Source organism: Runella sp. R5_40, assembly GCF_057652295.1.
This window is the reverse complement of the sequence record NZ_JBYFCH010000008.1, coordinates 114,249-136,468: the sequence shown is the minus strand read 5'-3', so window position 1 is coordinate 136,468 and position 22,220 is coordinate 114,249. Positions and strand designations below refer to the sequence as shown.

The following is a 22,220-nucleotide window of genomic DNA, read 5'->3' as shown; positions in this document are numbered from 1 at the left end:
ATCTGTAATAAATAAATGAACTAGCCGATCCTTCCTCTAAGAAGACTTTAACCATCAAATAGCCATGAAACGTTGGAGCTTATTTGTTGTCCTTGCTACAGTTGCTCAATTCCATTTATTTGCACAAATACACTTTCAAACCGACCGCCAAGCTTATGCAAAAGGAGATACTATATGGTATGCAGCTCAACTTCCAAAACACTTACCTGATAGCCTATCAACCCTGATTGTTGAATTAGTAAATTCAGACCAGAGAATTGTAACTACTCAAAAACGTCCAATTTACTATGGTCAAACTCACGGAGCTATTTACCTCTCTGATACACTTTTACGTGGGCCTTATCGAATACAATCCTATACTTGGGAAGGCGAATGCAATTCCACTCTGGTTTGGATTACCCAAAGAGGCGTTTCAATGACTCTCGCCCCCCCTTTAGACAGTACGCTAGAAGTTTCTTTTTACCCAGAAGGAGGGAGTTTAGTGGAAGGACTCCCCTCGAAAATAGCTCTAAAAGTACAGTCGTTAGATGGCTATGGGATAAAATCTACGGTACAAGTCATCGACAATCATAACAACGTTATTACTCAAACCAAAACAAATGAAATGGGCCTTGGAGAGTTTATTTTAAGCCCTCAACCTACTATTAATTATAGAGCACTCATTAACTGGAAAGACTTCTTGAACCAGAGTTTTCCTCTACCTAGTTCTCAAACAGAGGGCATTGTATTGACGATTGATGGACAATCCAATCCTAGTTTTTTCAAAATTAGAGTTTTCAACCGCTTACCTCCCTCCAATAGAACTTTTAAGCTTGAAGGATTTAGTGGTGATTCTCTTCATTTCTCAATGATTGATAGTACATCAAAAAATGTCGTAATAACCCAAATACCAAAAAATCTATTTCCTGAAGGTGTGGTGCGATTCGTCGTTTTTAGCAATCAAAACCAACTCCTCGCTGAACGCTGGGTTTTCGGAAGTTATTCTCCCACTGGTCTTACAGTTTTACAGGATAAAAGCAACTACTTGGCAGGAGAAGAGATAGTTCTAAACATCGCATTAAACGATACCACAGGAAAAAAATTACAAGGATGGGGTAGTGTGTCAGTACTTGATAGTGCCCAGCAAGCCTACTTTTCTTCTTCCACTCCAGCATCGTTACCTAGTGATACTTGGTTTATTACTCACCCTCGTTATACCTCTCCCAATCCAGTCATAGGCAACGGGCTTTGGGTGACGGCTCAAGTACTTAATGAGAAGGGAAAACCTGTGCCTTTTGCGAATTTGCTATTCCTCGAACCTTCAACAAAGCAAACTTACAGTGTAATTGCTGATAGTATAGGATATTTTAAAATTGAAGGAATGACCCACGAGAAAGACACACTCCATTGGGTAATTCAGCAAATTTCCAGTAAAGACCGACCAAAGAAAACCGCTATTAGAGTTATCCCTCCATTAAAACCCTTTTTTGATGCTCCATTTCCAGCTCTTATGCGTAGCAACAACACTGTTTACTCTGGAGATACTACGCTACAATTTCAAGATGGTATCACTCTGGCAAGTGTAAAGGTGAAAGCCAAAAGGAACATTGAACGTGAGTATTATTTGGCTGACCAAACCTGGGAAATTGACGATAAATTTCTCGCACAAACCAATCTTACATCAGGCTTACAATTACTCAGTTATCTTACCCGAACTGACACTCGTTTTACCCGTACAAGAGTACCCCGAAATAGAGGATTTACTTCTGTACAAGCGGCACCACTTTCGTCTGACATTGGTGGTGGTTCCTTACGAAATATAGTAGTCGTCATCGATGGTCACATATTTCCTGATATTGCAGATCGTTTAATGTCTCTTTCTGTTTATAACATTCAGCGGGTTGAGGTTGTAAGGTCATTTACTAAACCTATTACGGTTTACAATGGACGCCCTCCCGTACCTGGGCGAGACTTTGTTTTAGCGATTACCACCCGTATGGGGCCTTATGGAAACAAACAATTCAATTATTATCAAACGGTTTCAACAATTTCAGTTGTAGGCTATACTCCTAGTCCGTTATCTCAAATGTCTTCCAAAATCGCAGGTTTTGCCCCTACCATTTATTGGAACCCTAGCATTTTATTTCCAAGCACCATTCGTTTTGCAACGAAGCTCACCCCTACAAAATACCATGTCTTGCTTCGGGGTGTTACGGAATATAATCAGTATTTTGAACGCATACTTTGTATCAAAACAAAATGATTACGTGTATTTAGGTATCTTTTAACCTCTTTTTCTATGCACATTTTGTACTTTTGTTCCCTACAAGACCTAATCTAGCGTTTCTCTTGACCTCTGACCCACTCAAAGTCGTCGTTTTACCCGATGCTGGCCCTGAAAACCCCTTTCAGTACGAGCTAGTTCGTTATTTTCGAGAAGAAGGGTTTGACGTGGTTATTGGAGGAAAATATACTATTGGAAGTACACTAAGGGCTATTTTCGCGCATCGACCCCCAGTAATTTACTACGATTGGGTACATAGTTTTATTCTTGGTAAATCTCGCTTGTGGACGTACTTCAAATCGTCCGTTTTTGTCGCCGAAATTTTGGCCGCACGCTACCTATTCAACGTTCGTTTTGTACATACACTGCACAACCTACAAAACCACGCTGGGCTGTGGCTTCGTTGGGAACGCCGTATTTATGGGTTCTTTCTCAGGAAATGCCACCAAATCAGGGTTTATTCGGAAGAAACTCGCCAAGCTGCCATGGAGCGTTTTTCGCTCCAACCCGAACGCGTAAAGGTAATTCAGGATTTGCCGTATCATTTTTATTATCCCAATACCCTTTCTAAAAACGAATGTCGAAAACGTCTGAATCTTAACGACGACGATTTTGTATATTTGTTTTTTGGCGAAATCAAACCTTACAAAGGTGTTAGCAACTTAATCGACGCTTTTTCTGAAATTGCTCGCCCCAACGACCGTTTGTTGATTGCGGGCAAAAGTTACGACGCCACTTTTTTTGAACCTATTGAGAAGGCCGCCCAAGCCAACTCCTCCATACATCTCCACCACCGTTTCATTCAAGACGACGAAGTCCAAGTATTTTTCAACGCCGCCGACGTGGTTGTGTTACCCTTTATTCGCATCGACCATTCTGGCTCGATCGACTTGGCACTCTCGTTTCGTAAACCCATCGTTACGCTAAAAACCGACGCTACCGCGCGGATGTTGGCGCACCAATCCACACTTCTGTTTGAAACATCCTCCCAACTCCCCCATTGTTTGCAAATCGCCCGCGAGTTACCCCTCCAAGCGATTGGCGACCAAAACTTTGCCATTGCTGATTCAACCAATTACCGCGACCTGACCTTACTTGTTACCCTATGAAAGAAAAATTAAAAACCCTGCTTCGGCAAAACCTCATTTATCAGCTCAATCAGCTACGATTGCAGTGGCGGAGTATTCCCTATCGGCTTGGGGATGAGGTGGAATGCCCTATTTGTCAGAGCCATTATCGGGCTTTTATGCCTTTTCGGTATCGGACAAATGCCTATTGCCCCAATTGTAAGTCGCTTGAGCGGCATCGTTACATTTTTTTAGCCCTCCGCGATCGTCTTGGTTTTTTCTCAGCTCCCCGAAAAAAAGTGCTGCATTTTGCACCAGACATCTGCCTGATTCCCAGCATCAAAGCATCTCCGTACATCGACTACGTCACGGCTGACTACATGACGTCTTTTACGAGTAGTATTACCGTAAAGCCCGACCATGTAATGTCGATTGATGACATTAAATTTGACAATGATACGTTCAACGTAGTAATTGCGATTGGAATTTTAGTAATGGTCCCCGACGACACCAAAGCCATGCGCGAAGTACTGCGCGTACTTAAACCCGATGGATACGCCGTTTTTCATGACCCCATCAACAAGGATTTTCCTACCTCGTTTTCGGATGCTCGATTGACCAAAGAAGAAAAACAAAAGCTGTATCACGGCCACGACCAACGGTGGTATTACGGCGCTGATTATGCCGACCGCTTGCGCGCCCAAGGGTTTAGTGTGGAGGACGATACTTTTATCCAAACCATTGATTACAAACGCTATGGCATTTCGCCCACAGAACGGGTATATATAGCTCGAAAAACCGCATGAAGATTGTATTTTGTACCAATGCTTTTGAAAATGTAACGAACGGGCCCGTCCGATTTGCGAATAGTATTCTCGAAATCAACGAGCGTTTTCCTGAACATGAGCTACGGATTTTGACCGAAGATGTATCTGACGAGCGGCTGGCGTCGCTTCGTTATGTTCACAAAGTTCCCGTCCGAATTCCGCGTTTGTTAAAGCCGCTTGGGCAAATTTTACGATGGTTTATCTATTATCGCCACGTCAAAGCGTTGGAGAAGTCATTTGATTTTGACGTGTTGGTTTATATCAATTCCTTCAATGGAACTTGGGCGAGCTTGGTTTCTGACAAACCCACCGTGGGTATGATCAACGACGAAAAAAACATGCTCGCCCACTGGGGGAATTTTGCATGGAAATCGCTGTGGTTCAAACGGTTTATGTTTCAGCAATTTGAGCGTTTATCGGCCAAAAAACATAAACTCGTCATTGCCAACTCGGAGTTTTTACAAGAACGTATCCGCCAAACGTACCAATTGCCCACGCCGAAAGTAACGAAGCTCTATAAAACCATTCCGCTCGATGGCATTGAGTTCAATCCCCAACGCACTTTTGGGAGTACCATCAAAGTACTGTTCGTGAAAGCCGATTACTTGGTAGGACAATTGCCTTTGGTGGCGGCGGCACTCAAAAAGCTCCCACAGTATTCTTTTTTGTTGACCGTTATTGGCCCTGAACCTTGGTTTGCCAGCCACGTCCGTTCGTTTTTTGAGACTATTTCCAACGTCCAACTCGACTATCAAGGCCCACAGCCTCAGGCGCGCGTCTATGAAGCCCTGCGTAGCCACGATATTTTTTGCGTGCCGTCCTACACCGAAGCATTTGGCGTTGCCAACATCGAAGCTCTTGCCCACGGAATTTCGGTCGTAAGTTCGCGCGTTGGAGGCATTCCTGAGGTAGTTGACAACGGCAATAACGGTTGGCTAATCGAATCGGGCAATGTAGAAAGTTTGACAACCGCCTTGGTTGAATGTATTGAAAACCCACAATTGCGGCTAAAAAAAGCCGAAAACGGGCGAAAATTCATCCAAAAGTTTTCCAAAGACGAAATGTTACGCAACTTTGTGCAAATGCTTGAGTCGGTAGTCAACGCACACTGATTGACGCCGAACGATAAACTATGCAATGGCGAAGGATTTTTCGAAACAGGGCGCTCTTGGATTGGCACTTGGTGATGTATTTTCTCAATACCTTCTTGGTCATTTACGGGTATGGATTGAGGGGAGGAGCATTTCAAGCGGCCAAATTGATTCGTACGGGTTTAGTAATCGTTTCTTTGCTTGGTATTTTGTTTGCCCAAGGCCAGATAAAATACATCTTTAATCAGCAAAAAAACTGGGCACTTTATGGTTTTATTGGTCTCAATGTAATCGTTCTGCCCTTCAGTGTCGATGTCTTTTGGAGTTTTCAGCGGCTGTCTGCTTGGATTCCATTCTTGATTTATACCAATTTCTTCGTCGTCTATCTTTTCAAACATTATTCCAAAGACGAGGCCAAAATCAAGCTGTTACAAGTTTTTAGTTTAGCGTATTTTTATCCCGTCGCAATGATGCTCGTCACTGGTGTCGCTTTCCAAGCTACCAATGTCTATGGCCAATACGTCGGGGTGTATAAAGCCAACGTAATCGGTTGGGCTTGCACCCTTTTTATTGTGTCGAGTTTTGATCTTTACGCCAACAGCCCCATGAAAAAATGGATGCAATACCTCTTTTTTTTCATCGCCTTTCTGACACTTTGGGGAATTGTACTAACGGGGTCACGAAGCAGTTACGCGGGTTTGGCGTTGTCTTCAGCGGTGCTGATAGCTCGTAACCGAAAAATCTCCATTTATCTCAAAGCGGCCGCTCTGACTTGTATATTAGCCTTTGCATACTACATTGTGATGAGCCCCGACTCGGTCGTCAACTTGCGTTCAAAATACGCAGGAATACGCCGCCAACGCGGAGAAATTCGTTTTCAGTTGGCCCAAAAAGCTTTTGAAGTATTTACCAATGACCCGGGCGTTTTATTGACAGGTTTTGGATTTGATAATTTCAAAGCAGGACTGGAAGTATATGCCGACGTCCACACGGATCTAGCATCGCACAATTCGTACCTCGAAATCTTATTTTCAGGCGGACTCCTTTCCTTTCTTTTTTTCTTGATTTTTTACGCCATCAACGCCTTTTGGGTCTATGTACGCTACGATAGTCCGTACTTTGTTTTTCTGCCATCGTTGATGATTATCCCTTACTTTGAGTCCAATCTAAACGCAGGACAGTTTTTGTTTTTTCCGTGGATGACCGTCTTATTTTATTACATTCACGTTCGTTCATTGCAGATTCCCGTGCACGAGATGAGCCTCCATAACACACAGAAAAGGGAAGCCTAGGCTTCCCTTTTCTGTATTTCTGCAAAGCAGTTGACTATTTTTTCTCTTCTTCGCTTCCGCCAAAAAGTCCTTTGATAAACCCTGTTGCTTTGTCGAGTGCTTCACCCGCTTCTTCTTTGAGGTCTTCAAATTTTTCTTGGGCTTCGGCAGCCAACTCTTCCGCTTTGGCTTTGGCTTCGGCGAGTGCTTCTTCGGCTTCAGCTTTCATTTCTTCCGCTTTTGCTGTCGCTTGCGCTTTCAAGGCTTCTACATCAACGCTTTGTATTTTCTCCGTGATTTCTTCTTTCAATTCTTGAAATGTTTCTTGTGCCTCAGAAGCTAATTCTTGCGCTTTGGCTTTGGCTTGTTCGGCTGCATTTTTCAATTGATCTTCCATGATTACTCGTATTATGTGGTTTAAAATAAGTGATTGTAAGTTGCTACAAATTTAAGAGAAACCAAGCGGGTTGGTTCGCCGCTCATCACATTAATTTTCAGCGAAACACCGTTCACAAATTGGATTTTTGCGAGTTGGTTTCTTCATTCAGACGCAGTCACTTGGCATCAGTAACACCCCTAACTCTTTGAAATTGAGTTAGGAATTTTTATTTTTGTACAAAATTTATTTAAAAGCTGTATTTAACTCTAAAAATAGCATAATTAAGTGGATATTTTCGAGAAACTACGTAGTAACTGGGGACCTATCGGGGCGGCCGCAAAAGCCCTTAATAGCCACCACTATTTTTCATTTCCAAAGCTAGAAGGGGAAATCGGTCCACATATGAAATTTCGTGGAATGGACGTCCTCAACTGGAGTTTGAATAACTACCTCGGTTTGGCCAACCATCCAGAAGTTCGTAAGGCCGATGCCGAAGGCGCAGAAAAATGGGGATTGGCATATCCAATGGGCGCCCGTATGATGTCGGGCAACTCTGATTTACACGAGATTTTCGAAAAAGAATTGGCGGAGTTTGTTGGCAAAAAAGAAGCTTTCTTGCTCAACTACGGCTACCAAGGAGTGATGTCGGTCATTGAGTGTGTTTGCGACCACCGCGACGTTATCGTCTATGATGCCGAAGCGCACGCTTGCTTGATTGACGGTATCCGTTTGCACAAAGCCAAAATGGGGCAGTACTACAAGTTTAACCACAACGACATGGCAAGCTTGGAGAAAAACCTCATTCGCGCCACCAAATTGGCCGAAGAAAAAGGCGGTGGCGTTCTTGTCATTACCGAAGGCGTTTTCGGAATGTCAGGAAAAGTAGGTAGCCTCGACAAAGTCGTTGAATTGAAGAAAAAATATAATTTCCGTCTTTTGGTGGACGACGCGCACGGTTTTGGAACCATGGGTGCCAACGGAGGCGGAGTAGCCGAGCTTTTTGGCGTAGCCAAAGAAGTTGATTTGTACTTCTCGACTTTTGCCAAATCAATGGCGGCCATCGGTGGCTTCATCGCGGCTGATGATCCAGACATCATCATGTACCTCAAATACAACATGCGCTCACAAACTTACGCCAAAGCCCTGCCAATGCCTTACGTGGAAGCAGGTCGTAAGCGTTTGGAGCTTATCAAAGCGCATCCCGAACTTCGCGAAAAACTCTGGACGATTGTCAATGCCCTTCAAAATGGTCTCCGCGACCTTGGGTTTAACATTGGCGAAACAACCTCTCCTGTGACGCCCGTGTTTATGCAGGGTCTTCAAGGCGGTCTTCCCGAAGTGACCAACATGGTGCGTGATTTGCGCGAAAATATGGGTATTTTCTGCTCTATCGTCGTTTATCCTGTGATTCCAAAAGGACAAATCATCTTGCGTTTGATTCCAACGGCGGCACACACGCTTGAAGACGTAGATCGTACCTTAAAAGCTTTTGACAACATGCGCTCCAAACTCGACGCAGGCGTCTATCGCGCTGGCCTCGAAGTGGTTGCCTAAATAATTTTGGTTTTGTATTCCAAAGCGAGTGCCTTTTAGGAGGTTACTCGCTTTTTTTATGGCAACAATGGGGAGTTTTGACATCAACCTTCTTTTACTACAAACACCCTTCTCCTATGAAATCACTCTCCGTTTTTGTCTTGTTGCTCATTGGTAGCTTATTGGTAGAAGCCAAACCGCTTCGGCTAGGCATCGCTGGTTTTACCCACGACCACGTCCATCAGATTCTGAGTCGCCCCGACAAAGGCGATGTTGAAATCGTGGGAGTAGCCGAGCCTAATCGCGATTTGGCCATGCGTTATTTGAAACGTTATAAATTGTCAGAAAAACTGTGGTATCCATCGCTCGAAGCCATGATTGCCGCCACGCAACCCGAAGCTGTTTGTGCTTTTAATAGCATTTATGAACACAAACAAGTGGTCGAAATCTGCGCGCCCAAAGGCATTCATGTGATGGTTGAAAAACCGTTGGCCGTGAATCGTGAACACGCTGAAGCCATGGTTAAGCTGGCCCAAAAACATAAAATTCAGCTATTGACCAACTTTGAAACAACTTGGTACGCCAGCCACCAAGAAGCCTATCGGATGATTAAAGAACAAAATGCGTTGGGCGAAATTCGGAAGGTAGTAGTTCACGACGGGCACAAAGGGCCCCGAGAAATTGGTTGTTCCGAAGACTTTTTATCGTGGCTCACCGACCCCGTGATGAATGGGGGAGGAGCCATCATTGATTTTGGGTGCTACGGTGCCAACCTAATGACGTGGCTCATGCAAGGCGAACGCCCGCTGTCGGTCACGGCCATTACCCAACAAATCAAACCTGCTGTTTACCCAAAAGTCGATGACGAGGCCACCATTATTCTTACCTATCCGCACGCTCAAGCCGTCATTCAGGCTTCGTGGAACTGGCCTTTTGACCGCAAAGACATCGAAATTTATGGACAAAAAGGGTACGTCATCTGTGACAAAACCCTCCAAATGCGCGTTCGGCAAGGAGATGGCGCGCAACGCGACGCCCCCGAAAAATTGCAAACACTTACCCCACTTTCGGCACCTTACAACGACCCGTTTTCTTACTTTGGGGCCGTCATCAAAGGCGAAATCACTCCCAAGAAAGATTTATCTTCGCTCGAAATCAACCAAGTGGTAGTTGAGATTTTGGATGCTGCGGTACAATCTGCTAAGACAGGAAAGAGTATTATTTTGAAATAACACAGGGGTTGTGAGCAACCCCTACACACTACGGCACAACGACTAATTTGCCCATCGCTCGGCGTTCGAGCATGTCGTACAACGCTTGCGGGGCTTCTTCGAGCGAGTATGTTTTCTGAATATGGGGTTTGAGTTCGCCCGTTTGGTACCATTGAAACAACTCCGTAATGTTCTGAAAATTGGCTTTAGGCTCTCGTTCGGCAAAAGCTCCCCAAAACACGCCAACAATAGCGCAACCTTTCAGCAGTGCCAGATTGAGCGGAATCGACGGTATTTGTCCTGCGGCAAAACCTACCACCAAATACCGTCCTTTCCAGTTCATCGCGCGCAGTGCAGGTTCGGCATATTTATCCCCTACAGGGTCGTAAATCACGTCCACACCACCGCCCGTTATTTCTTTTAGGCGTTCGCGCAGGTCTTCTTTTGAGTAATTAATCAGGGCATCAGCACCGTACGATTTGCACAGTTCCAACTTTTCATCGCTCGACGCCGCTGCAATTACCTTTGCCCCCATGATTTTACCCAAATTGACCGCTGCCAACCCCACACCACCAGCCGCACCAAGTACGAGCAGCGTTTCACCTGCTTTCAGTTCCGCACGGTTTTTTAGGGCATGATACGACGTTCCGTACGTGTACATCAGCGAAGAAGCCACTTTATAATCCATTTTAGGCGGCATCCGAAACACTCGGTTGGCTTTAACGGCCAGTTCCTCCGCAAATCCGCCCCAGCCTGGCATGGCAAATACATCATCGCCCGCTTTGAGGTGCGTTACACCTTCGCCTACTTCTTTAACCACTCCTGCCACCTCGCCCCCAGGCGAAAAAGGAAACGCTGGTTTGAACTGGTATTTTCCTTGAATAATAAGCGTATCGGGAAAATTAACCCCGCAGGCTTTGACCGTAATAATCACCTCATCTGCCTTGGGAGTCAGTGGAGCTATGTCTTCAACGAGGAGGCTATCGGGGGTTCCGTACTGTTTGCAGAGAAGGGCTTTCATAAGGAAAGAAGGTTTGTTTTCCCCTAAAAGCAAAAAAAATTACTGCCTTACTTTTTTGACGGTTATCGGAACGCACATCGTCCTTTGAATGTCCAAACGCGCAGGTGTTCGCCCTAGGCTTTTACATCCAGAATCAAGGCGGCGGGTTTCGGCATAATACATACCAGAGTTAGTCGGAATATACTGTAATATTCCTTTTGCCAACAATGTCCCACCCGTTGGTTTATCATACCAATCGACGGTTTCATTGTCCTTTGGGAATGCAATTAGGGGAGGAATAGGCTGCCCTTCGCAGGTACTTTGACTAACTGCCAAGGGAGCGTCGGGTAAAATGGGGTCGCAAATGGGGAGCGGAATTACTTCTTGGCGGGCGAGCTCGGTGGTGTCGTTTGGCCGAATTGTCACCACTACTTTATAGTCAAAACTTGGGTCAATGTCCACGATGGTATCATTTTGAATACGGCCTTTGTTCGAATTGATTTCAGCGTCTATCAAGCTGAAAACAATTCGATAACGGCTTTCTCCCTCGCACACTTTAGGGCATATTATTTCAGTTACTTTGAAACTAACTTTGCCTTGAGAAAAGGTGTGAGTGACGGATACAATCATCAAAAGGAAGCCCAGCAAAGGGCTTCTTCGACATAATAAATTCACTTATGAGTAGGGTATAATAGAATACAAATTTAATGGCTTCTATTATACCCTCCAAAAAAATAAAATTAAAATTAACTGATTAACAGCGAATTACAAATTTGGTTTGTTTTTATATCCCAATAGAAATATACCAATTCTAACGCAAAATTTGCACTTCAACCGCACTTGAAGCGCCTTTTTGGTGATAAACGGTGTGCGTTGCTTTGATAAAATCTGAGTCGTTTGCAACGTAAATATTAGGCACAAATTTTTGAGGATTTCGGTCAAAAAGTGGAAAAGCGGTACTCTGAATTTGAATCTGAATACGGTGTCCTTTCTTAAAAGTATGCAGTACATCCTGCAAACGGAAGTTCACGTCGGTCACTTTATTGGGTACCAAAGCTTCGGGTTTTTCAAACGAATTTCGGAAGCGCGCACGCATGATTTCGCTACGTACCATCTGGTGATAATTGCTTAAAATGACGTTCTTATTAGGCATAAAAGCATGATTAGGTTCGTCGCCAGGATAGACATCAATGAGCTTTACAAAAAAGTCGGCATCCGAGCCTGTTGTGCTAATCTTGAGTTTGGCCATTATTTCCCCTCCCAGGGTTACATCTTCGGTAAGTGGCTCGGTCTGAAACGTCAGCACATCCGTACGACGCGCCGCAAAACGCTGGTCTTCCGACATGTAATTAAACGGCGTGAAGCCCATGGTTTCGGTATTGTCTTCGATGTACGGCACTGGCTTGAGCGGGTCGCTGACGTAGGCTGTCTTTGATGCGGCTTGGGAAGGCGCATCAAACGACAATTTACCATTGGCGTGGAAATACAAGGTTTTCTTTTCGGCAGCGGCGGCAGGCCAACGTTCAAATTTCTCCCATTGTTTCTTGCCAGTATTAAACAAGTACGCATCGGGCAAACCCGTTTTTCCGTCGCCCGCGCCTTTCAAGAAGTGCTTAAAAAACGTACTCTCAATTTCTCGTTGATAAAACGTAGCAACACTATCTCCAAAATACACATTGCTGTGCAGCGTATGGCCCGTTTCGGCCGACCAACGACCGTGGCCAAAAGGCCCCATCACCAGCGTGTTGTAGGTCGAGGGGTTGTTTTTTTCTAGGGTTTTATACACCGTCAGTGGCCCATACAAATCTTCGGCATCAAACCAGCCACCCACCGTCATTACGGCGTGTTTCACATTTTTTAAATGCGGAATAATGCTGCGTTTCTGCCAAAACTCGTCGTAGTTGGGGTGGTCTTTGTGTTCTTGCCAAAAGAAGTTGTCTTTGTAATACGTGTCAAAATGTTTGAGGGAACCCAAATCAAGGTTAAACTGATAGCCGTCTTTGGTTTTTTCCTGAATCATCTGTGGCATCCACCAATGGGAGGTAGTTGGTTTTTCGTGCTGAATCCCAAACACAGGAAACGTCAAGAAATAGCCTTGCGTAAAAGCACCATTGTGGTGAAAATCATCAAAATAAAAGTCTGAAACGGGCGCTTGGGGTGACGAAGCCTTGAGGGCTGGGTGTTGGCTCAACGCGCCCGCTACCGTATAAAACCCTGGATAACTGATTCCCCATTGACCAACGCGACCGTTGTTGTTGGCAACGTTTTTCACCAACCATTCTATCGTATCGTACGTATCCGACGATTCGTCCACCTGCGTGGGCTGGGTTTTATTAGGAATTTGCGGCGTCATGTTTGTCCACTTTCCTTCGCTCATATAGCGTCCGCGAACGTCTTGATAAACAAAGATGTACTTGTCTTTCATCAAGAATTTATTGGGGCCTAGCTGGCCAGGGAATTTGCCTTCGCCGTACGGTGCTACGCTGTAACACGTCCGTTGCATCAAAAACGGGTAGGTATTGGAAGCAGACGCGTCTTTGGGCGCATAAACGATGGTGTGCAGTTTCACCCCATCACGCACAGGAATGTCGTATTCGGTTTTGGTGTAATTTTCTTTCACCCAATCAACTTGGGCATAAACGGTGTGCTGCAAGGCCACAACGCACAAAAGAATCCACTTTTTCATGGTTTGAGAGTTTGTTTGATGAGTAAATAATCTCCTATTGAATTGGTTAAACGTTTTTCAAAACCTAACGAAGCATGACTTTGCAAAAACGCCTGAAAACCCGCATCTTTTGCAAAATACGCTTGCATGTCTTGGGTCATCAAAATGAAATTGATGTTTTTAGCTTTTACAAAGTCCGTAAAATTACCCGAAGTGTATTCTTCCACGTGAATCCAATCAGATTCCTCTTTAAGGAAAACCCGATACCAATCGCGTTCAAGAACGCGTAAGCGCGCTGTAGGCTGAATGGCTTTGATAAAACGAACGTTGTCAGCAATGGGAGTGGGGAGAGGTTGAGAATACGAGAAATACCGAATTCCCACAAATACAAGCAAGACGCCCAAAGCCACCGTTCCTTGTAAAGATTGGTTAAACATTGAAAAATTGCGCAACGAAATCGGTTTTACTACTTGGGCTAACAACCAGAAAATGAGAATCAAATGAAATACCAAGTAATGCGTACGCGGGTAAATCAGCACGGTAGCAATGAGCGATGGCAACAACAACACCAGCACGGCCACAAACCCCCAAAAATCGACTGAGGTTTTCTGAAAGTTTTGAAAAGTGCGACGATAATCCACACAACCCGCAAATATCAAGACAATCAGACCTACGAAAGCCGTTCGCCAGCGCGAATACCACCCCCGAAAAAGGGTTTGGTAAAACGTATCCACCGCATTTTTTACGTTGGCCGTTAGGCTGTGTGTGATATTCGTAAAAACGTGTTTAAATGCCCACTTAGGCTGTTTTTTGACCGCATCGGCAAAGGTTTGTACATCATCTCCCAATACTTTATGAAATAGCTTTAGTTGCGATTCAATTGTACTCGGCTCAGGCTGATGATTCCATGCACTGTAATTTACCACAAAATGCTGCTGAAACGCTACTGTGCTACGGCTGTCGTCTGCTCCAAACAAGGGATTACCAAAAAGCAAGTGTAACACCAAAGTAGCTACCACAAAACTTCCCAAAGGCACCCATCGAATTGTATCTTTGGGCTCTTCTTTCCACAACCAGCCCAACGCAATGACCGTCGCACAAAGAAACGACACGTAAAATTCGGGGCGAATGTAGGAGCAAACCAAACCTGTGAATGCCACCACCAAAAAGCGCACGTACTGAGGCCATGCGTTGAAATGAACCAGCGCAAGTGCGCCCAAAATGAGGCAAAAGGGAGCGATAGAAATTTTAGGATTAAGCGGAAGGTTTTGGTTGGAAAATAAGAACAGCACCGCCAACCATGCGCTCATTGCCACGGATACCTTCAGAGAGCGAAACCACAAAAAGACGACAAAACCCGCCAAAACGCTCAAAATAGCCCAATTGGCGTAGTACAAATCGAGACTATCGGGAATGAACAAATGCCAGAAAGCATACCAAGCAGCATACAACGGGCCCCATTGGACTCCTCCAATAAATGGCACCGAAAATGTCAGACCTGAGCCCAAATAGGTCGTTTCATCACCAAATTCAACATCCTTCCAGGCGGTTATGTCATGAACCAGTACCCACCCTGCAAGCAACACAATAAATACTCCAAGCCAATGTAAACGCATATAGAAAAAAATTGTCGAAGCGCTGCTGCCTCGACAATGTATTTTTTTTAGTCAATAAATTAAATCGCTTTGGTCGTGTCCGCGGGAGCCGCTTGTAGTTCAGGCTGCGGTGCGGGTAGTACCTGTCGAGGAACGTTTGGGGCAGGAATTAACTCCACCGAAATGACAAAATACTCCGTATCTCCATTCCAAGGAAGCTTAAAAAACTTCTCTTCGTAATGAAGCGATACCCGCTGCCCTGTCCGTTGTGACTCGTTTAGGGCGTTTACCACCGCTTCGTTGTCTCCATCGACTGAAAAATCCCAAGTGGTAGAATTAAATGTCCCCGTTCCATCCGACATTCCTCCTACCATCAACTGACCTTCGTAAGTTTTAAAAACGTATCCTTTGCGGCTCAACTTCACCAATGAGCCTACGCGCGTACCGTCGCTGTAATAACCAAATGTAACATAATAGAAAATTCCTCCTAAAATCAGGAAGAAAATCACAAGAAAGAGCCACTTACGCATAATCTTGTAAAAATTAGAGTGTTAAACAGATTAAAGGGCGAACTTCGTAAAAGTCGTTGGATTTTGCAAGAAGCACCTGTTTATGACCAAAAATTACTACTTTTGACCCCATCATACGACAGTAAAAAAATAAAATAAAGTGGCTCTAATAAAATCAATCTCGGGTATTCGTGGTACGATTGGAGGTAAGACGGGAGATTCGCTTACGCCTATTGATGTTGTAAAGTTTTCAGCAGCTTTTGGAACTTGGCTCAAACGCTCTCAGCCCAACAACTTACGCATTGTGATTGGTCGCGATGCACGCCTTTCGGGCGAAATGGTTTCTAAGCTTGTAGCCTCTACCCTTCAAGGCATTGGGTTTGAAGTAATCGACTTAGGGCTTTCAACCACCCCCACGGTAGAAATTGCCGTACCGCTCGAAAATGCCGCAGGAGGTATCATCCTTACGGCAAGCCACAATCCGATTCAATGGAATGCCCTCAAACTCCTCAACAGTGTAGGTGAATTTATTTCGGGGCAAGACGGGGCCGATGTACTCGCTTTGGCCGAAAGTGAAGATTTTGATTTTGCCGAAGTCCGTAAATTAGGAAGCTACCGAACAGACAACACTTATTTTCAGAAACACATTGAGTTGATTCTTGACCTGCCATTGGTCGATAAAGAGGCCATTGCCGCGCAAGATTTCAAAATCGCGGTCGATGCCGTAAACTCAACGGGCGGAATTGCCGTGCCGATGTTGTTGGAAGCTTTGGGCGTAAAAAAGGAAAACATCAAACTCATCAACTGTGAGCCTACGGGAAATTTTGCCCACAATCCTGAGCCTCTTCCCGAAAATTTAATCGAAATCAGCAGCGAACTCAAACGCGGCCACTATGACCTTGGTATCGTTGTGGACCCCGACGTAGATCGTTTGGCTTTGATTTGCGAAGATGGTTCTCCTTTTGGCGAAGAATATACCCTCGTAGCTGTGGCCGATTATGTGTTGAAACATACCCTCGGAAATACGGTTTCTAACTTATCATCTACGGGCGCACTCCGCGACATTACCCTCAAAGCAGGAGCGCAGTATTTTGCCGCGGCGGTAGGGGAAGTAAATGTGGTAGAAATGATGAAAGCGCAAAATGCCGTCATCGGTGGCGAAGGCAACGGAGGTATTATTTATCCTGCCTTACACAGCGGCCGCGATGCCCTTGTTGGGATTGCGTTGTTCCTAACCCACTTGGCTAACTTCGGAAAATCCATTTCTATTCTTAGAAGTACCTACCCCAATTATTTTATTTCTAAAAATAAAATCGAGCTTACACCTGACATCAACGTGGACAAGGTGCTTGAAAAAATTAGTCAGAAATACGCCAAAAACCCCGTTAATACCATCGATGGTGTAAAGATTGAATTTGACAAAGAGTGGGTTCACTTGCGTAAATCTAACACCGAGCCCATCATTCGGATTTATTCTGAATCAGAAACGGAATCTACGGCCAACCATCTTGCCAAAAAAATCATCAATGACATTAAGGAAGTCATTTCCAATCATTTATAAATCGACAATGTTATGAGTCGCGTTGCGTTCATTGCTCCTACTGCCTGTGTGATGGGCCAAGTAACCCTCGGCGAAGAGGTATCGGTTTGGTACGGCGCGGTGATTCGTGCCGATGTGGAAAAAATCAGCATCGGCGCCCGTAGCAACATCCAAGACACGGCCGTTCTTCACGCTGATTTTGGGACTCCAACCATCATTGGTGAAGATGTCACGGTGGGGCATGGCGCAATTGTACACGGCGCAATTGTTGGCGATGGCTCGTTGATTGGAATGCGCGCAACGATTCTGAACAACGCCAAAATTGGAAAATTTTGCATCATCGGAGCCCATGCCCTTGTGACGGAGGGCATGGAAATCCCTGATTTTTCGATGGTTGTAGGTACGCCAGGGAAAATTATCAAGCAACTTCCCGAAACCTATGCCAAAAAACTTCTTGAAAGTGCCGCTCACTACGTCGAAATGGCATATAAACACGCAGAAGGCGCATTTCCACTAGTACAATAAACACTTACATTGTATTTAATCCCCTCTTTGCCAAACGTTTATTCCGTTTGGCATTGTTTTTGATATACACTTCTTCGTTATACGCCTTACCTATTAAAGACGAATAAGTATGAAAAACAGTCTATTTTTTAGGTCGCTCAGAAGAAAATTACCGACAGCGGTTGCCGCGTTGGTTGCTCTGACGATATATAGTTGTCGCGACGCTTCTCAAGAACCCGTCGAACCTACTGCAAATTCAAAAGGAACCGAAACCTACAGTGCTGACGTAGCCACCAAATGGGCCGAAATGGACCTAGTTCTTACGCAAAACAGCACTGGATTTACGCCACCTGTGGCCGCTCGCGCCTTGGGGTATGCAGGAGTAGCCATGTACGAAGCCGTTGTGCCTGGTATCAAAGATAATCGTTCATTGGTCAAGCAATTAAATGGTTTAACAGACTTACCCGTCCCCGAAGCTAACCAAGAATACAACTGGGCAGCCAGCGCCAATGCAGCTCAAATTTATATGGCCAAAAACCTTTGGCCTACTGCCAACGACGCCACCAAAAAGAAAATTGATTCGCTCGGCACAGTCATTCGTAATGAGCTTATTGCAGGTAGCAGTCAAGCCATTGTAGAGCGTTCGGAGTCGTTTGGATACGCCATCGGAAAGGCCATTTTTGACTGGTCAAAAAGCGACGGTGGACACGAAGGGTTTACCCGTAATTTCCCCGCTACCTACAAAGTTCCTGTTTTTCCAGGGTCGTGGCAGCCAACCGAAAACGGACGCACCATCCCGATGCTACCGTATTGGGGTCAAAACCGTACATTCATCGCAGCCAATGGGCTCTTAACGCCTCCTGCACCTTTGACGATTTCGACGCAGGTAAATTCGCCTTATTTCCAGCAATACTACGACGTTTACAAGAAAAACATCAGCCTCACCCAAACCGAAAAGGAAATCTCAATATGGTGGGCTGATGACCCAAGCGAGACCTTTACGCCTCCTGGTCACTCATATAACATCGCGAAAATTGCCATCAAAACCAGCAATGTAAAACTAGACAAAGCCGCGGAAGCATTGGCCCGCACGGGTATTGCAGTAGCCGACGCTTTTATCATTTGCTGGAAATGTAAGTACATGTTCAACAACGAACGCCCTTATACTTTTGTGCGCCGTGCTATCGATCCTAGTTGGGTGCCGTTCTGGCCCGCCCCACCGTTTCCTGGCTATGCCTCAGGCCACGCCACACAGTCATCGGCTTCGGCAGTAGCGCTTGAAGGCGTTTTTGGAACGTCGTTTGCCTTTGTGGATGACTCCCACGTAAAACGGGTAAAAGACACCAAAAGAAACGTTGATTTCAAAGCCCGTAGCTTTAAATCGCTCCAAGAAGCCGCTTCTGAATCCGCCTATTCGCGCTTTCTCGGCGGTATTCATACCTTCCAAGACAACGACACTGGCCTGAAAGAAGGCAAGAAAGTAGGGCAACATATCAATGCCCTGGCTTGGAAGAAATAACAACCAGATACTAAGCAGTCTCTTCGCTCACCACAAAGGCAAATGTCCTTTTGGTGAGCGAAAGTTTTTTTAAGGGAATGGTTTTTTCTATTTTTGTCACCATTGGAACTATCTGCTTTCATTTTAAAGTAAATTTTTGGAAATCAACTCTTTACAAATTTAACTATGAAAGAGACTTGTTTACGATTAACTTTTAAAAACTTTAAAACAATTTTACAGTGAAAAACGGACTACTTATTTGGAATGCAGTTTTGACTTTGGCCGTCGTTTTTTTGGGATACCAACACTTCCAACATCACTCTTCGGGGGGAGATAGCAGCAGCACTCCTGATGCCGCAAAAGGCAAAAAAATCGTTTATGTGCAAGCTGATTCGCTTCTCAAAAACTATGATTATTACAAGGACTTTCAAAAAGAGTTTGAAAGTAAAGGCTTTCAGTTGGAAAACGACTTAGCTAACAAAGGACGCACGTTCCAAAATAAAGTGGCTTTCTTCCAACAACGTGCCCAACAAGGTGCTCTTTCGCAAGACCAAGCACAAGCAGCGCAAGCGCAGTTAGGCAAAGAAGAGCAAGACATTACGAAATACCGCGATGAGCAACTTCGTAAGTTGGAAGAAGAACGTTTGAAGAAAACAGAAGAGTTTTATACCAACATCTTCGATTATATCAAAAAATACAACAAGGAAAGTGGCTACGAGTTTGTATTGGGCTACAGCAAAGGTGGCGGTATTTTGTTTGCCGATGCCAGCCTTGACGTAACCAAGAAAATCGTAGAAGGACTTAACAAAGAATACAAAGAAAAAGACGCAGCTAAAGCTAAAAAATAAGCACGTCTTAGGCGTTAAAAGCGGCAGCATTTCTCCATCGAAGTGCTGCCGCTTTTTGTTTATACAACAATTTTTGAGGGACAACCGCGTTACTTTCCAAACAACTTACCAATCTTCGTTCACCCCTTCGTAGCGCTTCTTTATGACCTATCACGTTTACTTTTTTCTTAACCAACCCGTCTTAACACAGAATGAAAAAAGTAATCGTACTCCTGACTTTGGTAGGGCTTGCAAGCTGTCAGCGTGAAATTACATCAACGACCCCTGCGGCTGATTGTTTAGTGACTGCTTCCGCCACCAGCGGCGACATTATTGAGGGTGAATACATTATTACGCTCAAAGAGGTTTCCAGCACATCCAGCACTACTGCCCGAATAGCCGTCGTTTCTGACCAACTGCGGCAGAAATACAACCTTTCCTCAAAAGCGATTCGTACTACCTTCAAAGGACACCGCGAAGGCTTTTTTGCCAGCCTCACCCCAACAGAACTTCATTCTCTCCAAACTGACCCTAGCATAGAGCTCATTGAGCCCGACCGAAAAATCGGCTTATGTTCGTGTTTAGAAGTAGTAAGTTCAACCTCTGTTACTTGGAACGTTAGAAAAACAGGGTATGGCAACGGAGAAAACTTCCAAGACAAAACCGTCTGGGTCATTGATACGGGGGTTGACCTCGACCATCCTGACCTCAACATCGACACCCAACGCAGTCAATCGTTCATCAGTGGCATCACTACTGCCGAAGACAACAACGGGCACGGCACCCACGTAGCGGGTATCATTGGGGCAAAAAACAACACTTTGGGGGTAATGGGCGTTGCGTCAGGCGCCAAAATAGTGGCACTCAAAGTACTAGATCAGTTGGGCGAAGGGCGACTGTCGAGCGTGATTTCGGCGCTTTCTTACATCCGCCAAAATGGCAAAGCGGGCGATGTCGTCAATATGAGTTTGGGATTAGAAGGTATTTCAACTACCCTCGACCGCGAGGTGCAGACTGCCGCAGATTTGGGAATTTTGTTTTCCATTGCCGCAGGAAACGACGCCAAGCTTGCCAGTGGTTTCTCACCCGCGAGACTTAATCACAGCAATATTTTCACGGTGTCAGCGGTAGATAGTACTGGACGTTTTGCGAGCTTTTCCAATTATGGCAACGACGCCGTGGATGTCGCCGCTTACGGAGTTCGTATCCTTTCCACCTATTCCAATGGACGCTATGCCATTCTCTCGGGCACATCCATGGCGGCACCACACGTGGCAGGTTTACTTTTAATTAAAGGAGTAGCTATTCCAACCTCAGGAACCGCTTCCAATGACCCCGACGGAGTACCTGACCCCATTGCCAGGGCAAGCAAAACTCAGGTAGCGACCGCAGTGGTGAACAATTAATCTTCCAAGACATTGGCGACGAAAGTGGCCTTGAGCAGCAGTAGGCATAAAAAGAAGGTAATCGCCCAGTTGAGGTAAATTCGGTAATAATCTTTGACTTCTTGGTAACGTCGATTTTTGACATTAACCCGTTCCAATCGGTCAATTTGGCGAAACACTTGTGCAAGCGTGGTATTGTCGGTAGCTCGATAGAAATGGCCATTGGTGGTGGAAGAAATGGTTTTGAGCATGGCCTCGTCGGCTACCGAATGCACCAGCTTTGTTCCTACAGAATCGCGTACTGCCCTGCTAATAAATGGTTTACCAACGGCAATGGTATAAACCCGTATGCCAAAGGCTTTGGCAAGTTGCGCGGCGGTGGTTGGGTCGAGATTCCCTGCGGTATTTTCGCCATCACTCAATAAAATAACCACTTTTGACTTCGCCAGGCTTTCCCGCAATCGGTTGATACAAACCGCCAAAGCACTCCCCACGGCCGTTCCAGCCACCGTAATCATGCGGTGATCTACTTCCTCCAAAAACCCATAAATCAGTTCGTAATCATTGGTAAGGGGACAAAGCGTAAAGGCTTCGCCCGCAAACACCACCAACCCCACTCGGTCTTGTAAACGACCGCCAATAAACGATTTGGCAACGCTTTTGGCCGATGCCAAGCGGTTGGGGGGCAAGTCTTTTTCTAACATCGAATCCGAAATATCCAAAGCCAACATGATGTCTATCACTTCGGCATCTCGTTCGGTCAAGGTGTTGATGAGTTGTGGGCGCGCAAGTGCTATCAGCAAACAACTTAGGGCAAGAAAACCCGTCAAAGGAAATAAATACCGCAGCGCCACCGACCAGCTTCTAGGTGCATCTTTATCGACAAATGTGATTCCTAGCCGCTGAACCGCCCCTGCATGAAACACATTTCGGAGCCAAAATGCCACGGGAATGGCCAAAATACCGTACAAATAGTACGGATGTGTCCACGAAAATGCGCGTAGTTTTGCCAACGTAAACCACTCCAAAGAAAGCCAGTCCCACATAATACATCC

General features: G+C 45.2%; 19 protein-coding genes. 12 read left to right on the top strand and 7 right to left on the bottom strand.

Features of this window, described 5'->3' with window-relative positions:
• Window positions 1–64 precede the first annotated feature (64 nt).
• The 5 genes from AC23N5_RS16265 to AC23N5_RS16245 all read left to right on the top strand — a co-directional run bounded on the left by AC23N5_RS16265 (window position 65) and on the right by AC23N5_RS16245 (window position 6,540).
• Window positions 65–2,242, top strand: coding sequence for a hypothetical protein (locus tag AC23N5_RS16265; RefSeq protein WP_487756387.1), 2,178 nt, complete (start codon window positions 65–67; stop codon window positions 2,240–2,242).
• A gap of 86 nt (window positions 2,243–2,328) precedes the next feature.
• Window positions 2,329–3,372: a glycosyltransferase gene (locus tag AC23N5_RS16260; RefSeq protein WP_487756386.1), complete on the top strand. Its 1,044-nt coding sequence runs from the start codon at window positions 2,329–2,331 to the stop codon at window positions 3,370–3,372.
• A complete protein-coding gene (locus AC23N5_RS16255; RefSeq protein WP_487756385.1) occupies window positions 3,369–4,136 on the top strand; it encodes a class I SAM-dependent methyltransferase in 768 nt (255 codons plus the stop codon). Before AC23N5_RS16260 ends, AC23N5_RS16255 begins: the two co-directional genes overlap by 4 nt.
• Window positions 4,133–5,269 (top strand): glycosyltransferase family 4 protein, encoded by a 1,137-nt coding sequence (locus tag AC23N5_RS16250; protein ID WP_487756384.1) that lies wholly within the window; start codon window positions 4,133–4,135, stop codon window positions 5,267–5,269. The genes AC23N5_RS16255 and AC23N5_RS16250 overlap by 4 nt, the downstream gene beginning before the upstream one ends.
• Window positions 5,270–5,289: 20 nt before the next feature.
• Complete coding sequence (locus AC23N5_RS16245) at window positions 5,290–6,540, top strand: O-antigen ligase family protein (protein WP_487756383.1); 1,251 nt, start codon at window positions 5,290–5,292, stop codon at window positions 6,538–6,540.
• Window positions 6,541–6,574: 34 nt separating this feature from the next.
• On the opposite strand, the gene AC23N5_RS16240 is transcribed toward AC23N5_RS16245, so the two are convergent.
• Window positions 6,575–6,916, bottom strand: coding sequence for a hypothetical protein (locus AC23N5_RS16240; protein ID WP_183978918.1), 342 nt, complete (start codon window positions 6,914–6,916; stop codon window positions 6,575–6,577).
• Between the two features lie 267 nt (window positions 6,917–7,183).
• Between AC23N5_RS16240 and AC23N5_RS16235 the strand changes: the two genes are divergently transcribed.
• Together AC23N5_RS16235 and AC23N5_RS16230 are read left to right on the top strand one after the other, a co-directional pair.
• A complete protein-coding gene (locus AC23N5_RS16235; RefSeq protein ID WP_472489636.1) occupies window positions 7,184–8,452 on the top strand; it encodes an aminotransferase class I/II-fold pyridoxal phosphate-dependent enzyme in 1,269 nt (422 codons plus the stop codon).
• Between the two features lie 116 nt (window positions 8,453–8,568).
• A complete protein-coding gene (locus AC23N5_RS16230) occupies window positions 8,569–9,663 on the top strand; it encodes a Gfo/Idh/MocA family protein (protein WP_487756382.1) in 1,095 nt (364 codons plus the stop codon).
• A gap of 28 nt (window positions 9,664–9,691) precedes the next feature.
• On the opposite strand, the gene AC23N5_RS16225 is transcribed toward AC23N5_RS16230, so the two are convergent.
• The 5 genes from AC23N5_RS16225 to AC23N5_RS16205 all read right to left on the bottom strand — a co-directional run bounded on the left by AC23N5_RS16225 (window position 9,692) and on the right by AC23N5_RS16205 (window position 15,432).
• Window positions 9,692–10,663 carry an NADPH:quinone oxidoreductase family protein gene (locus AC23N5_RS16225; protein WP_183978912.1) on the bottom strand — a complete coding sequence of 324 codons (972 nt, stop codon included), beginning with the start codon at window positions 10,661–10,663 and terminating at the stop codon, window positions 9,692–9,694.
• Between the two features lie 39 nt (window positions 10,664–10,702).
• The gene (locus AC23N5_RS16220) at window positions 10,703–11,317 is read right to left on the bottom strand and encodes an immunoglobulin domain-containing protein (RefSeq protein ID WP_487756381.1); all 615 of its coding nucleotides are present in this window, start codon (window positions 11,315–11,317) and stop codon (window positions 10,703–10,705) included.
• Between the two features lie 136 nt (window positions 11,318–11,453).
• On the bottom strand, window positions 11,454–13,328 hold the full coding sequence (locus tag AC23N5_RS16215) for a CocE/NonD family hydrolase (protein WP_487756380.1): 1,875 nt from the start codon (window positions 13,326–13,328) through the stop codon (window positions 11,454–11,456).
• On the bottom strand, window positions 13,325–14,923 hold the full coding sequence (locus tag AC23N5_RS16210; RefSeq protein ID WP_487756379.1) for a hypothetical protein: 1,599 nt from the start codon (window positions 14,921–14,923) through the stop codon (window positions 13,325–13,327). Before AC23N5_RS16210 ends, AC23N5_RS16215 begins: the two co-directional genes overlap by 4 nt.
• A 59-nt stretch (window positions 14,924–14,982) precedes the next feature.
• Window positions 14,983–15,432 (bottom strand): hypothetical protein, encoded by a 450-nt coding sequence (locus AC23N5_RS16205; protein ID WP_487756378.1) that lies wholly within the window; start codon window positions 15,430–15,432, stop codon window positions 14,983–14,985.
• Window positions 15,433–15,571: 139 nt separating this feature from the next.
• On the opposite strand from AC23N5_RS16205, the gene glmM reads away from it, so the two are divergent.
• The 5 genes from glmM (at window position 15,572) to AC23N5_RS16180 (ending at window position 21,186) form a co-directional block, all read left to right on the top strand.
• Window positions 15,572–16,972, top strand: a complete 1,401-nt coding sequence (glmM, locus tag AC23N5_RS16200; RefSeq protein WP_487756377.1) for a phosphoglucosamine mutase — start codon at window positions 15,572–15,574, stop codon at window positions 16,970–16,972.
• 12 nt (window positions 16,973–16,984) lie between these two features.
• The gene (locus tag AC23N5_RS16195) at window positions 16,985–17,476 is read left to right on the top strand and encodes a gamma carbonic anhydrase family protein (RefSeq protein ID WP_487756376.1); all 492 of its coding nucleotides are present in this window, start codon (window positions 16,985–16,987) and stop codon (window positions 17,474–17,476) included.
• Between the two features lie 109 nt (window positions 17,477–17,585).
• Window positions 17,586–18,974, top strand: coding sequence for a vanadium-dependent haloperoxidase (locus AC23N5_RS16190; RefSeq protein WP_487756375.1), 1,389 nt, complete (start codon window positions 17,586–17,588; stop codon window positions 18,972–18,974).
• A 218-nt stretch (window positions 18,975–19,192) separates the two neighbouring features.
• Window positions 19,193–19,801, top strand: coding sequence for an OmpH/Skp family outer membrane protein (locus tag AC23N5_RS16185; RefSeq protein ID WP_028522416.1), 609 nt, complete (start codon window positions 19,193–19,195; stop codon window positions 19,799–19,801).
• A gap of 191 nt (window positions 19,802–19,992) precedes the next feature.
• Complete coding sequence (locus AC23N5_RS16180) at window positions 19,993–21,186, top strand: S8 family serine peptidase (protein ID WP_487756374.1); 1,194 nt, start codon at window positions 19,993–19,995, stop codon at window positions 21,184–21,186.
• Here the strand turns inward: AC23N5_RS16180 and AC23N5_RS16175 are convergent.
• On the bottom strand, window positions 21,183–22,211 hold the full coding sequence (locus AC23N5_RS16175; protein ID WP_487756373.1) for a VWA domain-containing protein: 1,029 nt from the start codon (window positions 22,209–22,211) through the stop codon (window positions 21,183–21,185). The two genes, AC23N5_RS16180 and AC23N5_RS16175, sit on opposite strands and share 4 nt — an antisense overlap.
• Window positions 22,212–22,220: the final 9 nt, after the last annotated feature.

What these genes read in the sequence shown, in the direction of transcription:
- AC23N5_RS16265 (WP_487756387.1), top strand. Translation starts at nt 65, where the DNA reads ATGAAACGTTGGAGCTTATTTGTTGTCCTTGCTACAGTTGCTCAATTC.
- AC23N5_RS16255 (WP_487756385.1), top strand. Translation starts at nt 3,369, where the DNA reads ATGAAAGAAAAATTAAAAACCCTGCTTCGGCAAAACCTCATTTATCAG.
- AC23N5_RS16250 (WP_487756384.1), top strand. Translation starts at nt 4,133, where the DNA reads ATGAAGATTGTATTTTGTACCAATGCTTTTGAAAATGTAACGAACGGG.
- AC23N5_RS16245 (WP_487756383.1), top strand. Translation starts at nt 5,290, where the DNA reads ATGCAATGGCGAAGGATTTTTCGAAACAGGGCGCTCTTGGATTGGCAC.
- AC23N5_RS16240 (WP_183978918.1), bottom strand. Translation starts at nt 6,916, where the DNA reads ATGGAAGATCAATTGAAAAATGCAGCCGAACAAGCCAAAGCCAAAGCG.
- AC23N5_RS16230 (WP_487756382.1), top strand. Translation starts at nt 8,569, where the DNA reads ATGAAATCACTCTCCGTTTTTGTCTTGTTGCTCATTGGTAGCTTATTG.
- AC23N5_RS16225 (WP_183978912.1), bottom strand. Translation starts at nt 10,663, where the DNA reads ATGAAAGCCCTTCTCTGCAAACAGTACGGAACCCCCGATAGCCTCCTC.
- AC23N5_RS16215 (WP_487756380.1), bottom strand. Translation starts at nt 13,328, where the DNA reads ATGAAAAAGTGGATTCTTTTGTGCGTTGTGGCCTTGCAGCACACCGTT.
- AC23N5_RS16210 (WP_487756379.1), bottom strand. Translation starts at nt 14,923, where the DNA reads ATGCGTTTACATTGGCTTGGAGTATTTATTGTGTTGCTTGCAGGGTGG.
- AC23N5_RS16205 (WP_487756378.1), bottom strand. Translation starts at nt 15,432, where the DNA reads ATGCGTAAGTGGCTCTTTCTTGTGATTTTCTTCCTGATTTTAGGAGGA.
- AC23N5_RS16195 (WP_487756376.1), top strand. Translation starts at nt 16,985, where the DNA reads ATGAGTCGCGTTGCGTTCATTGCTCCTACTGCCTGTGTGATGGGCCAA.
- AC23N5_RS16190 (WP_487756375.1), top strand. Translation starts at nt 17,586, where the DNA reads ATGAAAAACAGTCTATTTTTTAGGTCGCTCAGAAGAAAATTACCGACA.
- AC23N5_RS16180 (WP_487756374.1), top strand. Translation starts at nt 19,993, where the DNA reads ATGAAAAAAGTAATCGTACTCCTGACTTTGGTAGGGCTTGCAAGCTGT.
- AC23N5_RS16175 (WP_487756373.1), bottom strand. Translation starts at nt 22,211, where the DNA reads ATGTGGGACTGGCTTTCTTTGGAGTGGTTTACGTTGGCAAAACTACGC.